16 protein-coding genes are annotated in these 17,393 nt (G+C 34.7%); 15 read left to right on the top strand and 1 reads right to left on the bottom strand.

Annotated features, from left to right (window positions below; genetic code table 11):
• Window positions 1–11: 11 nt before the first annotated feature.
• A complete protein-coding gene (gene rlmH, locus O3658_RS10035) occupies window positions 12–491 on the bottom strand; it encodes a 23S rRNA (pseudouridine(1915)-N(3))-methyltransferase RlmH (protein WP_371561305.1) in 480 nt (159 codons plus the stop codon).
• Window positions 492–674: 183 nt separating this feature from the next.
• Between rlmH and O3658_RS10030 the strand changes: the two genes are divergently transcribed.
• The 15 genes from O3658_RS10030 (at window position 675) to ftsH (ending at window position 17,021) form a co-directional block, all read left to right on the top strand.
• Window positions 675–1,859 (top strand): S1C family serine protease, encoded by a 1,185-nt coding sequence (locus O3658_RS10030; RefSeq protein ID WP_371561302.1) that lies wholly within the window; start codon window positions 675–677, stop codon window positions 1,857–1,859.
• A gap of 56 nt (window positions 1,860–1,915) precedes the next feature.
• Window positions 1,916–2,674 (top strand): ParB/RepB/Spo0J family partition protein, encoded by a 759-nt coding sequence (locus tag O3658_RS10025; protein ID WP_371561299.1) that lies wholly within the window; start codon window positions 1,916–1,918, stop codon window positions 2,672–2,674.
• Between the two features lie 221 nt (window positions 2,675–2,895).
• Window positions 2,896–4,251, top strand: coding sequence for a chromosomal replication initiator protein DnaA (gene dnaA, locus O3658_RS10020; protein ID WP_281335677.1), 1,356 nt, complete (start codon window positions 2,896–2,898; stop codon window positions 4,249–4,251).
• 157 nt (window positions 4,252–4,408) lie between these two features.
• Window positions 4,409–5,545 (top strand): DNA polymerase III subunit beta, encoded by a 1,137-nt coding sequence (gene dnaN / locus O3658_RS10015; RefSeq protein WP_281335678.1) that lies wholly within the window; start codon window positions 4,409–4,411, stop codon window positions 5,543–5,545.
• A gap of 66 nt (window positions 5,546–5,611) precedes the next feature.
• Entirely contained in the window at window positions 5,612–5,806 is a 195-nt protein-coding gene (locus O3658_RS10010) for a DUF951 domain-containing protein (protein ID WP_000285188.1), read from the top strand.
• Window positions 5,807–5,890: 84 nt separating this feature from the next.
• On the top strand, window positions 5,891–7,006 hold the full coding sequence (ychF, locus tag O3658_RS10005) for a redox-regulated ATPase YchF (RefSeq protein WP_045762398.1): 1,116 nt from the start codon (window positions 5,891–5,893) through the stop codon (window positions 7,004–7,006).
• 72 nt (window positions 7,007–7,078) lie between these two features.
• Window positions 7,079–7,648, top strand: coding sequence for an aminoacyl-tRNA hydrolase (gene pth, locus O3658_RS10000; RefSeq protein ID WP_371561294.1), 570 nt, complete (start codon window positions 7,079–7,081; stop codon window positions 7,646–7,648).
• The gene (mfd, locus tag O3658_RS09995) at window positions 7,641–11,144 is read left to right on the top strand and encodes a transcription-repair coupling factor (protein WP_371561308.1); all 3,504 of its coding nucleotides are present in this window, start codon (window positions 7,641–7,643) and stop codon (window positions 11,142–11,144) included. Before pth ends, mfd begins: the two co-directional genes overlap by 8 nt.
• A gap of 63 nt (window positions 11,145–11,207) precedes the next feature.
• Window positions 11,208–11,474: an RNA-binding S4 domain-containing protein gene (locus O3658_RS09990; RefSeq protein ID WP_001234970.1), complete on the top strand. Its 267-nt coding sequence runs from the start codon at window positions 11,208–11,210 to the stop codon at window positions 11,472–11,474.
• Entirely contained in the window at window positions 11,467–11,835 is a 369-nt protein-coding gene (locus O3658_RS09985) for a septum formation initiator family protein (protein ID WP_000277028.1), read from the top strand. The genes O3658_RS09990 and O3658_RS09985 overlap by 8 nt, the downstream gene beginning before the upstream one ends.
• A gap of 6 nt (window positions 11,836–11,841) precedes the next feature.
• On the top strand, window positions 11,842–11,964 hold the full coding sequence (locus tag O3658_RS09980; protein ID WP_045762396.1) for an SP_0009 family protein: 123 nt from the start codon (window positions 11,842–11,844) through the stop codon (window positions 11,962–11,964).
• On the top strand, window positions 11,957–13,225 hold the full coding sequence (locus O3658_RS09975; RefSeq protein WP_371561288.1) for a serine hydrolase: 1,269 nt from the start codon (window positions 11,957–11,959) through the stop codon (window positions 13,223–13,225). Before O3658_RS09980 ends, O3658_RS09975 begins: the two co-directional genes overlap by 8 nt.
• Window positions 13,222–14,499, top strand: coding sequence for a tRNA lysidine(34) synthetase TilS (gene tilS / locus O3658_RS09970; RefSeq protein WP_371561286.1), 1,278 nt, complete (start codon window positions 13,222–13,224; stop codon window positions 14,497–14,499). The genes O3658_RS09975 and tilS overlap by 4 nt, the downstream gene beginning before the upstream one ends.
• Before the next feature lie 4 nt (window positions 14,500–14,503).
• Window positions 14,504–15,046 (top strand): hypoxanthine phosphoribosyltransferase, encoded by a 543-nt coding sequence (gene hpt, locus O3658_RS09965; protein ID WP_371561284.1) that lies wholly within the window; start codon window positions 14,504–14,506, stop codon window positions 15,044–15,046.
• 16 nt (window positions 15,047–15,062) lie between these two features.
• Window positions 15,063–17,021, top strand: coding sequence for an ATP-dependent zinc metalloprotease FtsH (gene ftsH, locus O3658_RS09960; RefSeq protein WP_371561282.1), 1,959 nt, complete (start codon window positions 15,063–15,065; stop codon window positions 17,019–17,021).
• Window positions 17,022–17,393: the final 372 nt, after the last annotated feature.

Here is a 17,393-nt window from a genome sequence, read left to right as displayed (position 1 = left end):
TAGTCAATCATCTATTTGTGATAGGGTGAGCCTTGTTGAATCGAAAATGCTCTATAGATTTGTTCTACTAAGACTAATCTCATCAGTTGATGAGGAAGCGTCAATCTCCCAAAACTAACAGAGAGATTGGCTCTTTTTTTCACCTTTGGAGATAGTCCTAAACTCCCCCCAATGATAAAAGTGATTGTCGAAAATCCATTAATGGAGGCTCTTTCAAGCTGCTTGCTAAATTCTTCAGAAGAAAAAATTGTTCCTTCAATAGCTAAAACAACTACAAAATTACGATCTCCTACTTTCGAAAGAATGCGGTTACCTTCCAACTCCAAAATCTTTTGATTTTCAGATTCGCTGGTCCGATCTGGTGTTTTTTCATCAGCCAACTCAATCATTTCTAGATTAGCAAATCGTGAAATTCTCTTGGAGTATTCTGCTATGCCATCTTTGAGATATTTTTCTTTCAGTTTTCCAACTGTTACCACTTTAATTTTCATTCTTCTATTCTAACATATTCACACTCAATTTCACATCTTATTCACAGATAAGATTTTGAAAAACTTCAATAAATTCACAGGTTTTCGAAAGTTATCCACAAGTTGTGAAAAACTTTTTGTTTTTAAGCTTGGATTAAGCTAGCTATTTTATACTTTCATTGATTAAAAAACATGGAGGCTTCTATGAAAAACTTAAAAACTAGTTCCAAAAAATGGGGACAACTTTTAGTAGTCATTCTCATTAGCTTTTTTAGTGGTATTTTAGGTACTTTTACCACATTGCAGCTCAGTCAAAAACAAAATAGTGGTACGACAACTACAACGACTGTTAGCAAAACAGCTGTAAAAAATGAAAACTCAACCACACAGGCAGTCGATAAAGTTAAAGATGCTGTAGTATCTGTCATTACTTACTCCGCAAACTCACAAAATAGTTTATTTGGATCTACAGATACTGATACAGATACAAATACTGAGCAAGTATCTAGTGAAGGTTCTGGAGTTATTTATAAAAAAGAAGGTAACTTTGCTTACCTCGTAACCAATACTCACGTTATTAATGGCGCTAAAAAAGTTGATATTCGTTTAGCAGATGGGACTAAAGTTCCAGGTGAAATTGTTGGTTCTGATACTTATTCTGACATTGCAGTTGTAAAAATTGCTGCAGATAAAGTCACAACAGTAGCTGAATTTGGAGATTCTGATCAACTAACAGTAGGAGAGACTGCCATTGCAATCGGAAGCCCTCTAGGTTCTGAATACGCCAATACCGTGACACAAGGCATCGTGTCAAGTTTGAATAGAAATGTTTCTTTAAAATCTGAAGATGGACAAGCTATCTCTACAAAGGCTATCCAAACAGATACAGCCATCAACCCTGGAAACTCTGGCGGTCCCTTAATCAATATTCAGGGACAAGTAATCGGAATTACATCTAGTAAAATCGCCACAAACGGTGGAACGTCTGTGGAAGGACTTGGTTTTGCCATTCCTTCAAACGATGCCATCAATATTATCAATCAATTGGAAAAGAATGGAAAAGTCACTCGACCAGCCTTGGGTATTCAAATGGTCAACCTTTCAAATCTTAGTAGCACTGATTTACAAAGATTGAATGTACCATCAAGTGTCACTGCAGGAGTAGTTGTTCGTTCTGTTATAACTAGTATGCCTGCCAATGGACATCTACAACAATATGACGTCATTACAAAAGTGGATGATAAAGCTATTTCTTCAACTACTGAATTACAAAGTGCTCTATATAGCCATTCTATCGGAGATAGCATGACCATTACATACTACCGTAATGGCAAGGAAGAAACAACTACCATTAAATTAGATAAGAGTACTAGTGATTTGGAACAATAGTTTACAGATATGTAAAGTTGCTTTACAGAATATCTAAGTTGTGTTAATGTAGAATTATGGAAGAATTTAAAATTGTTCAAATAAAAGATATTCAAAAAAATCCCTATCAACCTCGTAAGGAATTTTCAGAAGAAAAAATTCAAGAACTGGCACAATCTATTAAGGAAAACGGCTTGATTCAGCCTATTATCGTTAGAAAATCTCCAGTACTTGGATACGAAATTTTAGCTGGAGAAAGGCGGTATCGTGCCTCAATAGCTGCTGGACTTTCAGAAGTTCCAGTCATTGTTAAGCAACTTTCTGATCAAGATATGATGCTTCATTCTATCATTGAGAATCTCCAACGAGAAAATTTAAATCCTATCGAGGAAGCTAAAGCATATCAGTCCTTAATTGATAAAGGTTTTACCCACACAGAAATAGCTGAAAAAATGGGAAAATCTCGACCTTATATTACAAACCTAGTTCGATTATTAGGACTACCTAAACATATCCTGATAGAAGTTGAAAGTGGAAAACTTTCCCAAGCTCATGCTAGACTCCTCATTCAATTATCAAGTGATAAACAAGATAAACTCTTGAATCGTATTCAAACTGAAAATCTCTCTGTTCGACAAGTTGAACAAATACTACAAAAAACGAAGAAGAACAGCAAAAAAGAAAAAGATCACTTTGTCAAAGAGGAAGAGCAAAAATTGAAAAAAATACTCGGATTAGATGTTCAGATTAGCCTTCAAAAAAAAGATAGCGGTAAAATCTCAATTTCCTTCCATAACCAAGAAGAATACCAACAATTTATTAACAGCCTGAAATAAGGCTGTTATTTTAGTATTCTTAACGAACATAGTTATCCACTGCATTTTAGTTTTTAAAAGCCCAGTATTTCAGAAATTTTCTTAGTTATCCACATTTTGTGGATAACAGTTAAAAACATTGTTAATTGTTTTCCACAACTTGTGGAAAAATAATCTTATCTATGGTAAAATGATTCTATCAATAAACCTTTTAAATTCTATAGTAAAGGAGGAGGAAATCATTGAAGGAAAAACAATTTTGGAATCGTCTTTTAGAACTTGCACATGATAAATTAACTCAGTCAGTTTATGATTTCTATATTTTAGACGCAAAACTGGTTAAAGTTGAAGAGAATACTGCAACGATTTTCTTACCCCGCGATGAAATGCAGATATTCTGGGAACGAAATATCAATGGAATGCTTTTAGCAGCAGGTTTTGAAATCTATGATACTGAAATAAAAGCTCATTATATCTTCACGAAAGTTGAAGAAGCTAGCTCACAAGTAGCTTTCGAGTCTGAACCTGGCAACGATTATCAACCAATTCCATCCACTATTCCATATTCTGAAACTGGACTCAAGGAAAAGTATACTTTCGATAATTTTGTTCAAGGGGATGGTAATGTTTGGGCTAAGTCTGCTGCTTTGGCTGTTTCTGAAGATCCTGGATTAACTTACAATCCTCTATTTATCTACGGAGGGCCTGGACTTGGAAAAACTCACCTGTTAAATGCCCTTGGAAATGAAATTCTAAAAAAGAGCCCAAATGCGCGTGTAAAATACATACCTGCTGAAAGTTTCATTAATGAATTCCTAGAGCATTTGAGACTCAATGATATGGAAAAATTCAAGAAAACTTACCGTAGTTTAGACCTCCTACTCATTGATGATATTCAATCACTTAGTGGAAAGAAAGTACAAACTCAGGAAGAGTTTTTCAATACATTTAACGCCCTTCACAATAATAATAAACAGATTGTTTTAACGAGTGACCGTAGACCTGAACATTTAGAAAGTCTGCCCGAACGTCTGGTCACGCGCTTCTCGTGGGGATTAACGACAGATATCACACCACCTGATTTTGAAACACGTATTGCTATTTTACAGAGTAAGACTGAACATCTCAACTATCATTTTCAGAATGATACACTCGAATATTTGGCTGGACAGTTTGACTCTAACGTGCGAGAACTAGAGGGTGCACTCAACGATATCAGCCTAATGGCCAAAGTCAAAAAGATTAACGATATCACAGTTGACATTGCAGCTGAAGCTATTCGTGCTCGTAAACAAGACGTTAGCAAAATGATCGTGATTCCAATTGATAAAATCCAGACAGAAGTTGGAAACTTCTATGGTGTTAGTGTCAAGGAAATGAAAGGAACTAGACGTGTTCAAAATATCGTTTTAGCCCGTCAAGTTGCCATGTATCTAGCCAGAGAAATGACTGATAATAGCCTTCCTAAGATTGGAAAAGAGTTTGGTGGTAAAGACCACACAACGGTCATTCACGCTCATGGAAAAATCAAATCCATGCTTGAAACAGATGATAATTTACGTATAGAAATTGAAAACATCAAAAAGAAAATTAAATAACTTGTGGATAACTTTTTAAAAAGGCTCTTATTTATCCACATCTTTTAAACAAGGCTCTGTCCTTGAGTTTTCTTGATTACAAGTGTTTTTCCACAGATTTCACACGCTCTATTATTACTATTATCCTTCTAATAATAAAAAGAATAAAGGAGAATCCATGATTCATTTTTCAATTAATAAAAACTTATTTTTACAAGCTTTAAATACAACAAAGAGAGCTATTAGCTCAAAAAATGCCATTCCTATTTTATCGACTGTAAAAATTGATGTTACCAATGAAGGAATTACCTTGATTGGATCAAATGGTCAAATCTCAATCGAAAATTTTATCTCGCAAAAAAATGAAAATGCAGGTCTCTTGATTAACTCTTTAGGTTCAGTTCTACTGGAAGCTTCTTTCTTTATCAATGTTGTTTCAAGTCTTCCAGATGTAACACTTGATTTTAAAGAGATTGAACAAAAGCAAATTGTCTTAACTAGTGGAAAATCAGAGATTACTCTTAAAGGAAAAGATAGTGAGCAATATCCACGTATTCAGGAAATTTCTGCAAGCAATCCTTTAGTTCTTGAAACAAAACTTCTTAAAAAGATTATCAATGAAACAGCTTTTGCAGCTAGTACCCAAGAAAGCCGTCCTATTTTGACAGGTGTCCACTTTGTTTTAAGCAACCACAAAGAATTAAAAACAGTTGCGACAGATTCTCACCGTCTTAGTCAGAAAAAGTTGACTCTTGAAAAAAATAGCGATGATTTTGATGTTGTCATCCCAAGTCGTTCGCTACGCGAATTTTCAGCTGTTTTTACGGATGATATCGAAACAGTAGAGATTTTCTTCGCCAATAATCAAATTCTCTTTAGAAGTGAAAATATTAGCTTCTACACACGTCTCTTAGAAGGAAATTATCCAGATACCGATCGATTGATTCCAACAGATTTCAATACAACAGTGACTTTTGATGTTGCTAAACTACGCCAGTCTATGGAACGTGCTCGCCTCTTATCAAGTGCGACACAAAATGGTACTGTTAAATTAGAAATCAAAGAAGGAGTTGTAAGTGCTCATGTTCACTCTCCAGAAGTAGGGAAAGTAAACGAAGAAATTGATACTGAAAATGTAAGTGGTGCTGATTTGACAATTAGTTTCAACCCAACTTATTTGATTGAAGCACTAAAAGCTTTGAATAGCGAAAAAGTTACAATCAGCTTTATTTCAGCAGTTCGTCCATTTACTCTGGTTCCAGCTGATACAGATGAAGAGTTCATGCAGCTCATCACGCCAGTTCGTACAAATTAATGGAAAGAGGTTGAGCCTAGCTCGCCTCTTTTATGATATAATCAAAAAAAGAAAAGGAGATTAACTATGTATCAAGTTGGAAATTTTGTTGAAATGAAAAAACCACACGCTTGTACAATCAAATCAACAGGTAAAAAAGCCAATCGTTGGGAAATTACCCGTGTTGGAGCTGATATCAAAATAAAATGTAGCAATTGTGATCATGTGGTCATGATGAGTCGCTATGATTTTGAAAGAAAAATGAACAAAATCATTGATTAGTAACACTCACTTGGAGGGTTAGCAAGTTTTCCCTTTTTGTGTTATAATATTGAAGATTGAAATGTGAACGGAGAATGAGAAACTATGGCTTTAACAGCAGGTATCGTAGGTTTACCAAACGTTGGTAAATCAACCCTATTTAATGCAATTACAAAAGCAGGAGCAGAGGCTGCAAACTATCCTTTTGCGACCATTGATCCAAACGTTGGAATGGTAGAAGTTCCAGATGAACGCCTCCAAAAATTGACGGAAATGATTACTCCTAAAAAGACAGTTCCAACAACCTTTGAATTTACAGATATTGCAGGGATTGTAAAAGGAGCATCAAGAGGAGAAGGTCTTGGGAATAAATTCTTGGCCAACATCCGTGAAGTTGATGCGATTGTTCATGTGGTTCGTGCCTTTGATGATGAAAATGTCATGCGTGAGCAAGGTCGTGAAGATGCCTTTGTGGATCCGCTAGCAGATATTGATACCATTAACCTAGAGTTGATTCTTGCTGATTTAGAATCAGTCAATAAACGCTATGCGCGTGTGGAAAAAATGGCGCGTACGCAAAAAGATAAGGAATCAGTTGCAGAATTTAACGTTCTCCAAAAGATTAAACCTGTTCTTGAAGATGGAAAATCAGCTCGTACCATTGAATTTACAGATGAAGAGCAAAAAGTTGTCAAAGGACTCTTTCTCTTGACAACGAAACCTGTTCTTTATGTAGCTAATGTTGATGAGGATGTGGTTGGAGACCCAGAATCTATCGATTATGTGAAACAAATTCGTGAATTTGCAGCAACAGAAAATGCAGAGGTAGTAGTCATTTCTGCGCGTGCTGAAGAAGAAATTTCTGAGTTAGACGATGAAGATAAAAAAGAGTTTCTTGAAGCCATTGGTTTGACAGAATCAGGCGTTGACAAGTTGACTCGTGCAGCTTATCACTTGCTTGGGCTTGGAACTTACTTCACAGCTGGTGAAAAAGAGGTTCGCGCTTGGACCTTTAAACGTGGTATGAAGGCTCCTCAAGCAGCTGGTATTATCCACTCAGACTTTGAAAAAGGCTTTATTCGTGCAGTGACCATGTCTTATGACGATTTGGTAAAATACGGCTCTGAAAAGGCTGTAAAAGAAGCTGGACGTTTGCGTGAAGAAGGAAAAGAATATGTCGTGCAAGATGGCGATATTATGGAATTCCGCTTTAACGTTTAATCAATATTTAAAATAATGTCAATTAGGTTGGAAAAAAATTCCAACCCTTTTGACTTTTGAAAGGAAATATAAATGACAAAATTACTTGTAGGATTGGGAAATCCAGGAGATAAATATTTTGAAACTAAACATAATGTTGGCTTTATGCTGATTGACCAACTAGCCAAAAAACAAAATGTTACCTTTACACACGATAAGATATTCCAAGCTGAACTAGCTTCATTTTTTCTTAACGGTGAAAAAATTTATCTGGTGAAACCGACGACTTTTATGAATGAAAGTGGAAAAGCTGTTCATGCATTGTTAACCTACTATGGTTTAGATATTGAAGATTTACTGATTATTTACGATGATCTTGACATGGAAGTCAGAAAAATTCGTCTTCGTGCTAAAGGATCAGCTGGTGGTCATAATGGAATTAAGTCGATTATTCAACATATCGGTACACAGGTTTTCAATCGTGTAAAGATTGGCATTGGAAGACCTAAAAAAGGAATGTCTGTTGTTAACCATGTTTTGAGTAAGTTTGATCAAGAAGATTATATTGGTATTTTACAGTCTATTGACAAGGTTGACGATGCTGTAAATTATTATTTACAAGAGAAAAACTTTGAAAAAACGATGCAGAAATATAATGGGTAAGGAAATGGCATTAATCGATTTCTTTTTAGAGAATAAACAAATTCTATCTTGTCATGAGAACTTACCACAGAAACAAAGACAATTATTACTAGGTCTTTCTGGCTCAGCAAAATCGTTAGCGATTGCTAGTAGTCTGAAGAGTCAGGATAAGGTTTTCGTGATGACTTCCACATATGGAGAGGCTGAGCGTCTGATTAATGATCTAATCTCCATATTAGGTTCGGATCTGGTTTATCCATTTCTAGTAGATGATTCACCAATGGTTGAATTTTTGGTATCATCTCAGGAAAAGATTTTTTCTCGGGTTGAAGCTTTGCGTTTTCTAAGAAATGAGTCTCAAAGAGGGATTTTAGTTTGTAACGTCGCAGCTAGTCGAGTATTCTTGCCGAATCCTCAAGTTTTTGATGATAGTATCTTAGAACTTCAAGTGGGGCAAGAATGCGAACAAAGAGAATTAAAAAATCACTTGATTTCTCTTGGTTATAAGAAAGTTACACAAGTTCAAAGTCAGGGAGAATTTAGCCTTCGTGGAGATATTCTAGATATATTTGAAACTTCACAAATATGTCCTTATAGGATTGAATTTTTCGGTGATGAGATTGATGGCATTAGAGAATTTGATACTGAAACTCAATTATCAAAAGATAGTCAAACTCAAGTACTAATCTATCCAGCTAGTGATATTTTGTTAACGAATGAAGATTATCATCGTGGTCAGAAATTTTTAGAACATGAGATTGATAAGGCACTTTCTCCAACTTTAAAGTCTTACCTAGAAGAAGTTTTTAGTTTTACGAAAGAGCAAGTTCTTCATGCGGATATTCGCAAGTTTTTGTCTGTATTTTATAAAAAACAGTGGACCTTGATGGACTATTTGAATCAAGTTCCTGTTATATTTGATGATTTTCAAAAAATCATGAACCAGTACGATGCTTTTGATAAGGAAACAGCTAGCTACTTTACAGATGATTTACATAATAGTAAATCAGTGTCAAATTTACAATATTTTGCTGATGTAGAAAGTCAGTTTAAAAAATATGTACCAGCGACTTTCTTTTCAAATTTTCAAAAAGGGCTTGGAAATTTGAAATTTAATAATCTGTACCAGTTCAATCAATATCCTATGCAAGAGTTCTTTAATCAGTTTTCTTTTCTGAAAGAAGAAATTGAACGTTACAAAAAATTAAAGTATACGATTGTTCTTCAATCAAGTAGCAAAACTGAACTAAAGAAACTGTCAATGATTCTTGATGAATACGATATTAAAGTTGATAATAGTAATGAAAGTGAAATCTGTAAAGGAACTGTCAATCTTATTGAAGGAAATCTGCGACATGGGTTTCATTTTGTAGATGAGAATCTTGTATTTATTACTGAATATGAAATTTTTAAAAAGAAGATTAAACGCAAGTATCGAAGACAAAATATCAGTAACGCTGAACGATTAAAGGATTATAATGAACTCCAAAAAGGAGACTATGTTGTTCATCAAATCCATGGTATTGGTCAATATTTAGGGATTGAAACGATTGAAATCAAAGGAATTCATCGAGACTACGTAAGTGTCCTATATCAAAATGGTGATCGTATTTCTATTCCTGTAGAACAAATTCAAACCTTATCTAAATATGTTTCAAGTGATGGAAAAGCTCCAAAGTTAAATAAACTAAATGATGGACGTTTTAAAAAAGCGAAGCAAAAAGTAAAGAGTCAAGTTGAAGATATTGCAGATGATTTAATTAAGTTATATGCAGAGAGAAGTCAACTTAAAGGTTTTGCATTTTCAAAAGATGATGAAGACCAAAACGCTTTTGACGAAGCTTTCCCATATGTAGAGACTGAGGACCAACTTCGAAGTATCGAAGAAATAAAAAAAGATATGCAGGCTCCTCAACCGATGGACCGACTATTAGTTGGAGATGTTGGTTTTGGTAAGACAGAAGTTGCCATGCGAGCTGCATTTAAGGCTGTCAATGATCATAAACAGGTTGTCGTTTTAGTGCCAACAACCGTTCTTGCTCAGCAACATTACAGTAATTTTAAGGAAAGATTTGAACAATTTGCTGTCAACGTAGATGTTTTGAGTCGTTTCAGAAGTAAAAAAGAACAGACTGAAACACTTGAGAAATTAAAAAAAGGTCAAGTAGACATCTTGATAGGGACCCATAGAGTCTTGTCTAAAGATGTTGAGTTTGCTGATTTGGGGTTGATGATTATTGATGAAGAGCAACGTTTTGGTGTTAAGCATAAGGAAGCTTTGAAGGAATTAAAAAAGAAGGTTGATGTCTTAACCTTGACAGCTACACCAATTCCTCGAACTCTTCATATGTCTATGCTAGGTATCCGAGATTTATCAGTCATCGAAACTCCTCCAACCAATCGATATCCTGTACAAACCTATGTCCTTGAACAGAATGATCGTGTCATTCGTGATGCTGTATTGAGAGAAATGGATCGTGGTGGTCAAGTTTACTATCTTTACAACAAAGTTGACACTATTGAAAAGAAGGTTTCAGAGTTACAAGAACTGATTCCAGAAGCTTCTATTGGATTTGTCCATGGTCAAATGAGTGAAATTCGCTTAGAAAATACACTTCTTGATTTCATTGAAGGACAATATGATATTTTAGTGACTACAACAATCATTGAAACAGGTGTAGACATTCCAAATGCTAATACCTTGTTTATAGAAAATGCAGATCATATGGGCTTGTCAACCTTGTATCAATTAAGAGGTCGTGTTGGTCGTAGTAATCGAATTGCTTATGCTTATCTCATGTATCGTCCAGATAAAACTTTGACAGAAGTTTCTGAGAAGAGATTAGAAGCTATCAAAGGTTTTACTGAACTGGGTTCTGGTTTTAAAATTGCTATGCGTGATTTATCCATTCGTGGAGCTGGAAATCTTTTAGGAAGCTCTCAGTCTGGTTTTATTGATTCTGTTGGTTTTGAGTTGTACTCTCAGTTGTTAGAAGAAGCAATAGCTAAGAAAAATGGAACTGACAAAAAACGTGAAAAAGGAAATGCTGAGTTACTCCTACAAATCGATGCCTATCTCCCAGATGATTATATATCGGATGAAAGACATAAAATTGAGATTTACAAGAGAATTCGTCAGATTGACAATCGTGTCAACTATGAAGAATTACAAGATGAGTTGATCGATCGTTTTGGAGAATATCCAGATGTGGTTGCTTATCTTTTAGAAATTGGATTAGCTAAAGCATATCTTGATAAAGTATTTGTTAATCGAGTTGAAAGAAAAAATAATAAACTTATCGTTCAATTTGAAAAAATTTCGCAACAATTATTTTTAACACAAGATTATTTCCAGGCTCTTTCTCAGACAAGTTTGAAGGCTAATATTTCAGAAAATCAAGGTTTAATCGAAGTTGTTTTTGATATTCGTAATAAAAAGGATTATGAGATTTTAGAAGGGCTTTTAACTTTTGGAGAATCATTAGCAAACATAAAAGATTCAAAAGAGTCGAATTAGGTATGACATTTTTCTTCTATAAAATGGATAAAAATGGTACAATAATAATTTGAGGTAATAAAGATGAGATTAGATAAATATTTAAAAGTATCAAGAATTATTAAGCGCCGTACAGTGGCTAAGGAAGTTGCAGATAAGGGACGTATCAAGGTAAATGGTATTCTTGCTAAGAGCTCTACAGATTTAAAAATCAATGACCAAGTTGAAATTCGTTTTGGAAATAAATTGTTGCTCGTAAAAGTGTTAGAAATGAAAGATAGCACTAAAAAAGAAGATGCTGCAGGTATGTATGAAATTATCAGTGAAACAAGGGTAGAAAACGATGTATAAAAAAATAGTCCAAATGAATAATTCCTTTATTCAAAATGAACATCAGCGTCGTAAATACTTGATGGAAGAACGACAAAGACGAAATCGTTTTATGGGTTGGGTGTTGATTTTGATTATGTTGTTGTTCATCTTACCAACCTATAATTTGACTCAAAGTTATCAGCAACTACTCGAACGTCGCCAACAGTTAGCTGATTTGAAAAAGCAGTATCAAGAATTGAGCGATGAAAAAGATAAAGAATCAAATCTTGCAACAAAACTAAAGGACGAAACTTACGCAGCTAAATATTTGCGTGCTAAATATTATTATTCAAAATCATGGGAGGAAGTATACACCATCCCGGACTTGCTTCCTAGGTAATGTAAAATGGAAAATTTATTAGATATTGTAGAAAAGTTTTTAAGTCAATCAGATGAAAAATTAGAAGAGTTAGCTCAAAAAAATCATCTGTTACGGCTACAGGAAGAAGAGGAAAAAAAGAATGCGTAAATTTTTAGTGATATTACTACTTCCTATTTTTTTTAAAAGTGTACAAGTAGTAAGCACTGAGAATCCAGTTATCATTCCAAACCAAGAAGTTTATTCCTTAACCCACGCTTCGTATCATTTTTACTATCAAGATGTTATAGAATCTCCAAAATTTTATGGTGAAACGTCAGTTTATTCTACAGAAGATTTGATTAAAGAATCAGGAAAAGTCAATGCAGATACAAAATTATCTGTTTTAGAATGGAGATTAAATAAACAAGGACAGCCTGTCTTTAAATTGTCAAATAATCAATTTGTGATGGCTGATAAACGGCTTTTATACGATAGTTCAATTGTCAACGATTTTTCTAAACGAGTATGGTTAGAACCAGGATTTGTCGTTTATAATAGTCCTTATGATCAACAAGAATTAAAGTCTACTTTAGCAGCTTATCAAGAGGTTGAAGTAGATATGTCTATTTTTGCTGAAGGTCGTGAATTCTTACATATCAAACAAATTGGTTGGGTTTCGACGGATTACATTTCCAACGATGACAATCGTATCCAGAAAGTACAAGAGTTGTTATCTGCGAATTATCAAAATGAACAGTTTTCTATTTATGTTAAACAATTGAGCACGGGTAAGGAAGCTGGGATTAACGAAGATCAAAAAATGTACTCTGCTAGTGTTATGAAATTGCCTTATCTTTATTATGTTCAAGAAAAAATCAATCAAGGTGATTACCAACTTGACACGAAATTGAAGTACGTTTCTGAAGTAAATGATTTCCCTGGTTCTTATAAACCCGAAGGAAGTGGAAGCCTCCCTAAAACAGCGGACGATAAAGAGTACACTCTCAAAGATTTAATTACAAAGACAGCGAAAGAATCTGACAATGTAGCTCATAATATTCTTGCTTATTATATTACGAATAAATCAGATGAAGCTTTTAAAAAAGAAATGGCTACTATCGCAGGTGAAGAGTGGGATGTGACAGATAAGTTGGCTTCAGCTAGAATGGCTGGTCAAGTTATGGAATCTATTTATAATCAGAATGGTTTTGTTTTAGAATCTCTATCGCAAACAGCTTTTGATAATCAGAGGATTGCTAAGAATATTTCTGCTAAGGTAGCCCATAAAATTGGGGATGCAGATGAATTTAAACACGATGTAGGAATAGTCTATACAGATTCTCCTTTCATCATTTCAATCTTTACCAAAAATTCTGATTATGATACCATTTCTAAAATTGCTAAGGATGTCTATGAGGTCCTAAAATGAGAGACCAAGATTTTTTAAATCATTTTCTAGAAAAAGGTTATTTTAAAGATCATTCACGAGTTGTACTAGCCTTGTCTGGTGGATTGGATTCGATGTTTCTCTTTCACCTCCTAGTAACCTATCAAGAAGAACTCGGGATTGAATTATTTTTAGCTCATGTAAACCATAAACAACGATTAGAATCGGATAATGAAGAATATGAATTAAGAAAACTAGCTGAACAAGTTGGAGTTCCAATTTACGTAGCTCATTTTACTGGAGATTTTTCAGAAGCAAACGCTCGTCAATTTCGCTATGATTTTTTTAGAGAAGTGATGGGGAGAACTTCCTCTACAGCCCTTGTAACAGCTCATCATGCAGATGATCAGGCTGAAACGATTTTTATGCGATTGATTAGAGGTGTTAGACTACAACACTTATCAGCTATTAGAGAAAGACAAGAGTTTGATAAGGGAGAATTAATTCGTCCTTTGCTGTCTTTTTATAAGAGGGATTTTCCTGAAGTTGAGCATTTTGAAGATAGGACGAATAAAGAAAATCATTATTTTCGCAATCGAGTTCGTAATATTTACTTACCACAACTGGAAAAAGAAAATATTCAGCTAAAGAGAGCGTTTTTAGAGTTTGGAAAAGAAGTATCTGACTATCAAATTGCTCTGACTGAATTATCTCAAACAGTCAATGTGGAAGATTTAACTCAGTTTTTATCTTTTAGTGAAGCAACACAGCGAGTTTTACTACAACAATACCTTAGTTGTTTTGCTGATTTAAATGTAACAAGAGAACAATTTCAAGAAATTCATCATATTTTAAAAACTAAGAGTCAATATCGCCATTGTATAAAAAATGGTTATGAACTTGTAAAAGAATACCAGCACTTTCGAATTTGTAAAATCAGACCAAAGTCTGATGAAAAAAGTAGTGAGTGTGTGTTAAACTATCAAAATCAAGTCCATTATGAAGGTTATTTATTTTCATTTGGAATCCCTCTAAAAGGGGAAAATGTTCAAAAGATGAATGTTTCTCGTGAAACATCGTTGATTTTACGGCATCGACAGCCTGGTGATTATTTGATAAAAAATGGTCATCGTAAAAAACTAAGACGACTTTTTATTGATTTAAAAATTCCTAAAGAAAAACGAGAAAAAGCTATTATCATTGAGCAATTTGGAAAAATTTGTTCAGTTTTAGGAATTGAAATCAGTGATTTGAGTAAAAAAATGAAAAATGATATAATGAACACTGTACTTTATATAGAAAAAATAGATAGGTAAAATCATGTTAGAAAAAGATATCAAGAAAATTTTGATTTCACAAGATGAAATTACAGAAGCAGCTAAAAAATTGGGTGCTCAGTTGACAAAAGATTATGAGGAAAAAAATCCGATTTTAGTTGGAATTCTAAAAGGTTCTATTCCTTTTATGGCAGAATTGGTGAAATATATTGATACACATCTTGAAATGGACTTTATGATGGTCTCTAGCTATCATGGTGGGACTGTAAGTAGTGGTGTCATTAATATTAAACAAGACGTGACTCAAGATATTAAAGGTCGACATGTTGTCTTTGTAGAAGATATCATTGATACTGGTCAAACCTTGAAGAGTTTGAGAGAAATGTTTACTGCAAGAGAAGCAGCTTCTGTTAAGATTGTCACCATGCTTGATAAACCAGAAGGTCGTACAGTAGAAATCGAAGCAGATTATACATGTTTTACAATTCCAAATGAATTTGTTGTAGGCTACGGTTTAGACTATAATGAAAACTATCGTAACCTTCCTTATGTAGGTGTATTGAAAGAGGAAGTTTACTCAAAATAGAAGGGTAAGTGTTTGAATGCAAAAACAAAATAATGGTTTCATAAAAAATCCATTTCTTTATTTGTTGATGATTTTCTTGCTAGTGACAGGATTCCAGTACTTTTTTGCTGGCAGATCCGCTGGTCATAGTCAACAAATTAAGTACTCAGAATTGGTTCAGGAAATCACTAACGACAATGTAAAAGAAATGACCTACCAACCAAGTGGTAGTGTTATTGAAGTGTATGGTGTCTACAAAACTGCTAAGACAGAGAAACAGGAAACGGGAATTCAATTTTTTACACCCTCTGCTACAAAAGTAGAGAAATTTACAAGTATTGTCCTCCCATCAGATACAACTGTAGCGGATTTGCAAAAGCTAGCAAGTGAACATCAAACACAAATTGAAGTGAAACACGAAAGCTCAAGTGGTATGTGGATTAACATCCTGGTTTCAGTAGTACCATTTGCTATCTTATTCTTCTTCCTCTTCTCTATGATGGGAAATATGGGCGGAAATAGCGGACGTAATCCAATGAGCTTTGGACGTAGTAAAGCTAAGGCTGCTAACAAAGAGGATATTAAAGTTCGCTTTTCAGATGTCGCAGGCGCAGAAGAAGAGAAACAAGAACTTGTTGAAGTTGTTGAATTCTTAAAAGATCCAAAACGATTTACAAAATTAGGTGCTCGAATCCCAGCTGGTGTTCTTTTAGAAGGACCTCCGGGAACTGGTAAAACATTACTTGCCAAAGCAGTCGCAGGAGAAGCTGGTGTACCATTCTTTAGTATTTCAGGTTCTGACTTTGTAGAAATGTTCGTCGGTGTCGGTGCGAGCCGTGTACGTTCTCTCTTTGAGGACGCAAAAAAAGCAGCACCAGCTATTATTTTCATTGATGAAATTGATGCCGTTGGTCGCCAACGTGGTGTCGGTTTAGGTGGAGGTAATGACGAACGTGAACAAACCCTAAACCAACTCTTGATTGAAATGGATGGTTTTGAAGGAAATGAAGGAATCATTGTTATTGCGGCAACCAACCGTTCAGATGTTCTAGATCCAGCTCTTCTTCGTCCAGGTCGTTTTGATAGAAAAGTATTGGTTGGTCGTCCAGATGTTAAGGGACGCGAAGCAATTTTGAAAGTCCATGCTAGAAATAAACCTTTAGCTGAAGATGTAGATTTGAAATTGGTAGCACAACAAACTCCAGGTTTTGTTGGTGCCGATTTGGAAAATGTATTGAATGAAGCAGCCTTAGTTGCAGCTCGTCGTAATAAATCAGTGATTGATGCTTCTGATATTGATGAAGCTGAAGATCGTGTTATCGCTGGACCATCTAAGAAAGACAAGACAGTTTCACAAAAAGAACGTGAATTGGTTGCCTACCATGAGGCAGGACACACCATTGTCGGTCTAGTATTGTCAAATGCCCGTGTTGTTCATAAAGTTACCATAGTACCACGTGGACGTGCAGGCGGATATATGATTGCACTTCCTAAGGAAGACCAAATGCTTCTATCTAAAGAAGATATGAAAGAACAATTAGCTGGCTTAATGGGTGGACGTGTAGCTGAAGAGATTATCTTTAACGTCCAAACAACTGGAGCATCTAATGACTTCGAACAAGCTACTCAGATGGCGCGTGCAATGGTTACAGAGTATGGTATGAGTGAAAAACTTGGTCCAGTACAATATGAAGGAAATCATGCCATGTTTGGTGTACAAAGCCCTCAAAAATCAATTTCAGAACAAACAGCTTATGAAATTGACGAAGAAGTTCGTTCATTGTTGAATGAAGCACGAAACAAAGCTGCTGAAATTATCCAGTCAAATCGTGAAACTCACAAGCTGATTGCAGAAGCATTATTGAAATACGAAACATTGGATAGTACACAAATTAAATCTCTATACGAAACAGGAAAGATGCCTGAAACAGTAGAAGAGGAATCACATGCACTATCTTATGATGAAGTAAAATCAAAAATGAGCGAAGAAAATTAATTATCTAAAATACTATAAGCAGAGGAAGCACAAGTTTTCTCTGTTTTTTTATAAAAAGTTGAGGGAACTCAAATTTAAATCAAAGATTTCGATATATAGAAAATAAAATACAAGTTTACCTATGTCAATGCTCTCTTAGAGGAAATGATTCAAATTTTCTGAAAACAAGAATGCAACAGTTACTGGAATAATATGAAGAAATGTTTTCAAAAAATGATATGTGTTTCATAAAAAACAATTATTGTAAGAAAAAATATTATCCGAAACTTTTGGCAGACGAACGATTTAAAGGCCGCAAAGCCCTTCTCAGAGAGCTGAAGGCAACATTACAAGACTTCTAAAAAAATTTAAAAAAAGGTGTTGACAAAGCAA

This window comes from Streptococcus sp. 27098_8_69 (assembly GCF_041432445.1).
Classification (GTDB): Bacteria; Bacillota; Bacilli; order Lactobacillales; family Streptococcaceae; genus Streptococcus.
Note: the sequence above shows the minus strand (reverse complement) of the source record. Positions and strands in the feature narration are given on the sequence as shown.

What these genes read in the sequence shown, in the direction of transcription:
- rlmH (WP_371561305.1), bottom strand. Translation starts at nt 491, where the DNA reads ATGAAAATTAAAGTGGTAACAGTTGGAAAACTGAAAGAAAAATATCTC.
- O3658_RS10030 (WP_371561302.1), top strand. Translation starts at nt 675, where the DNA reads ATGAAAAACTTAAAAACTAGTTCCAAAAAATGGGGACAACTTTTAGTA.
- O3658_RS10025 (WP_371561299.1), top strand. Translation starts at nt 1,916, where the DNA reads ATGGAAGAATTTAAAATTGTTCAAATAAAAGATATTCAAAAAAATCCC.
- dnaN (WP_281335678.1), top strand. Translation starts at nt 4,409, where the DNA reads ATGATTCATTTTTCAATTAATAAAAACTTATTTTTACAAGCTTTAAAT.
- O3658_RS10010 (WP_000285188.1), top strand. Translation starts at nt 5,612, where the DNA reads ATGTATCAAGTTGGAAATTTTGTTGAAATGAAAAAACCACACGCTTGT.
- ychF (WP_045762398.1), top strand. Translation starts at nt 5,891, where the DNA reads ATGGCTTTAACAGCAGGTATCGTAGGTTTACCAAACGTTGGTAAATCA.
- pth (WP_371561294.1), top strand. Translation starts at nt 7,079, where the DNA reads ATGACAAAATTACTTGTAGGATTGGGAAATCCAGGAGATAAATATTTT.
- mfd (WP_371561308.1), top strand. Translation starts at nt 7,641, where the DNA reads ATGGGTAAGGAAATGGCATTAATCGATTTCTTTTTAGAGAATAAACAA.
- O3658_RS09990 (WP_001234970.1), top strand. Translation starts at nt 11,208, where the DNA reads ATGAGATTAGATAAATATTTAAAAGTATCAAGAATTATTAAGCGCCGT.
- O3658_RS09985 (WP_000277028.1), top strand. Translation starts at nt 11,467, where the DNA reads ATGTATAAAAAAATAGTCCAAATGAATAATTCCTTTATTCAAAATGAA.
- O3658_RS09980 (WP_045762396.1), top strand. Translation starts at nt 11,842, where the DNA reads ATGGAAAATTTATTAGATATTGTAGAAAAGTTTTTAAGTCAATCAGAT.
- O3658_RS09975 (WP_371561288.1), top strand. Translation starts at nt 11,957, where the DNA reads ATGCGTAAATTTTTAGTGATATTACTACTTCCTATTTTTTTTAAAAGT.
- tilS (WP_371561286.1), top strand. Translation starts at nt 13,222, where the DNA reads ATGAGAGACCAAGATTTTTTAAATCATTTTCTAGAAAAAGGTTATTTT.
- hpt (WP_371561284.1), top strand. Translation starts at nt 14,504, where the DNA reads ATGTTAGAAAAAGATATCAAGAAAATTTTGATTTCACAAGATGAAATT.
- ftsH (WP_371561282.1), top strand. Translation starts at nt 15,063, where the DNA reads ATGCAAAAACAAAATAATGGTTTCATAAAAAATCCATTTCTTTATTTG.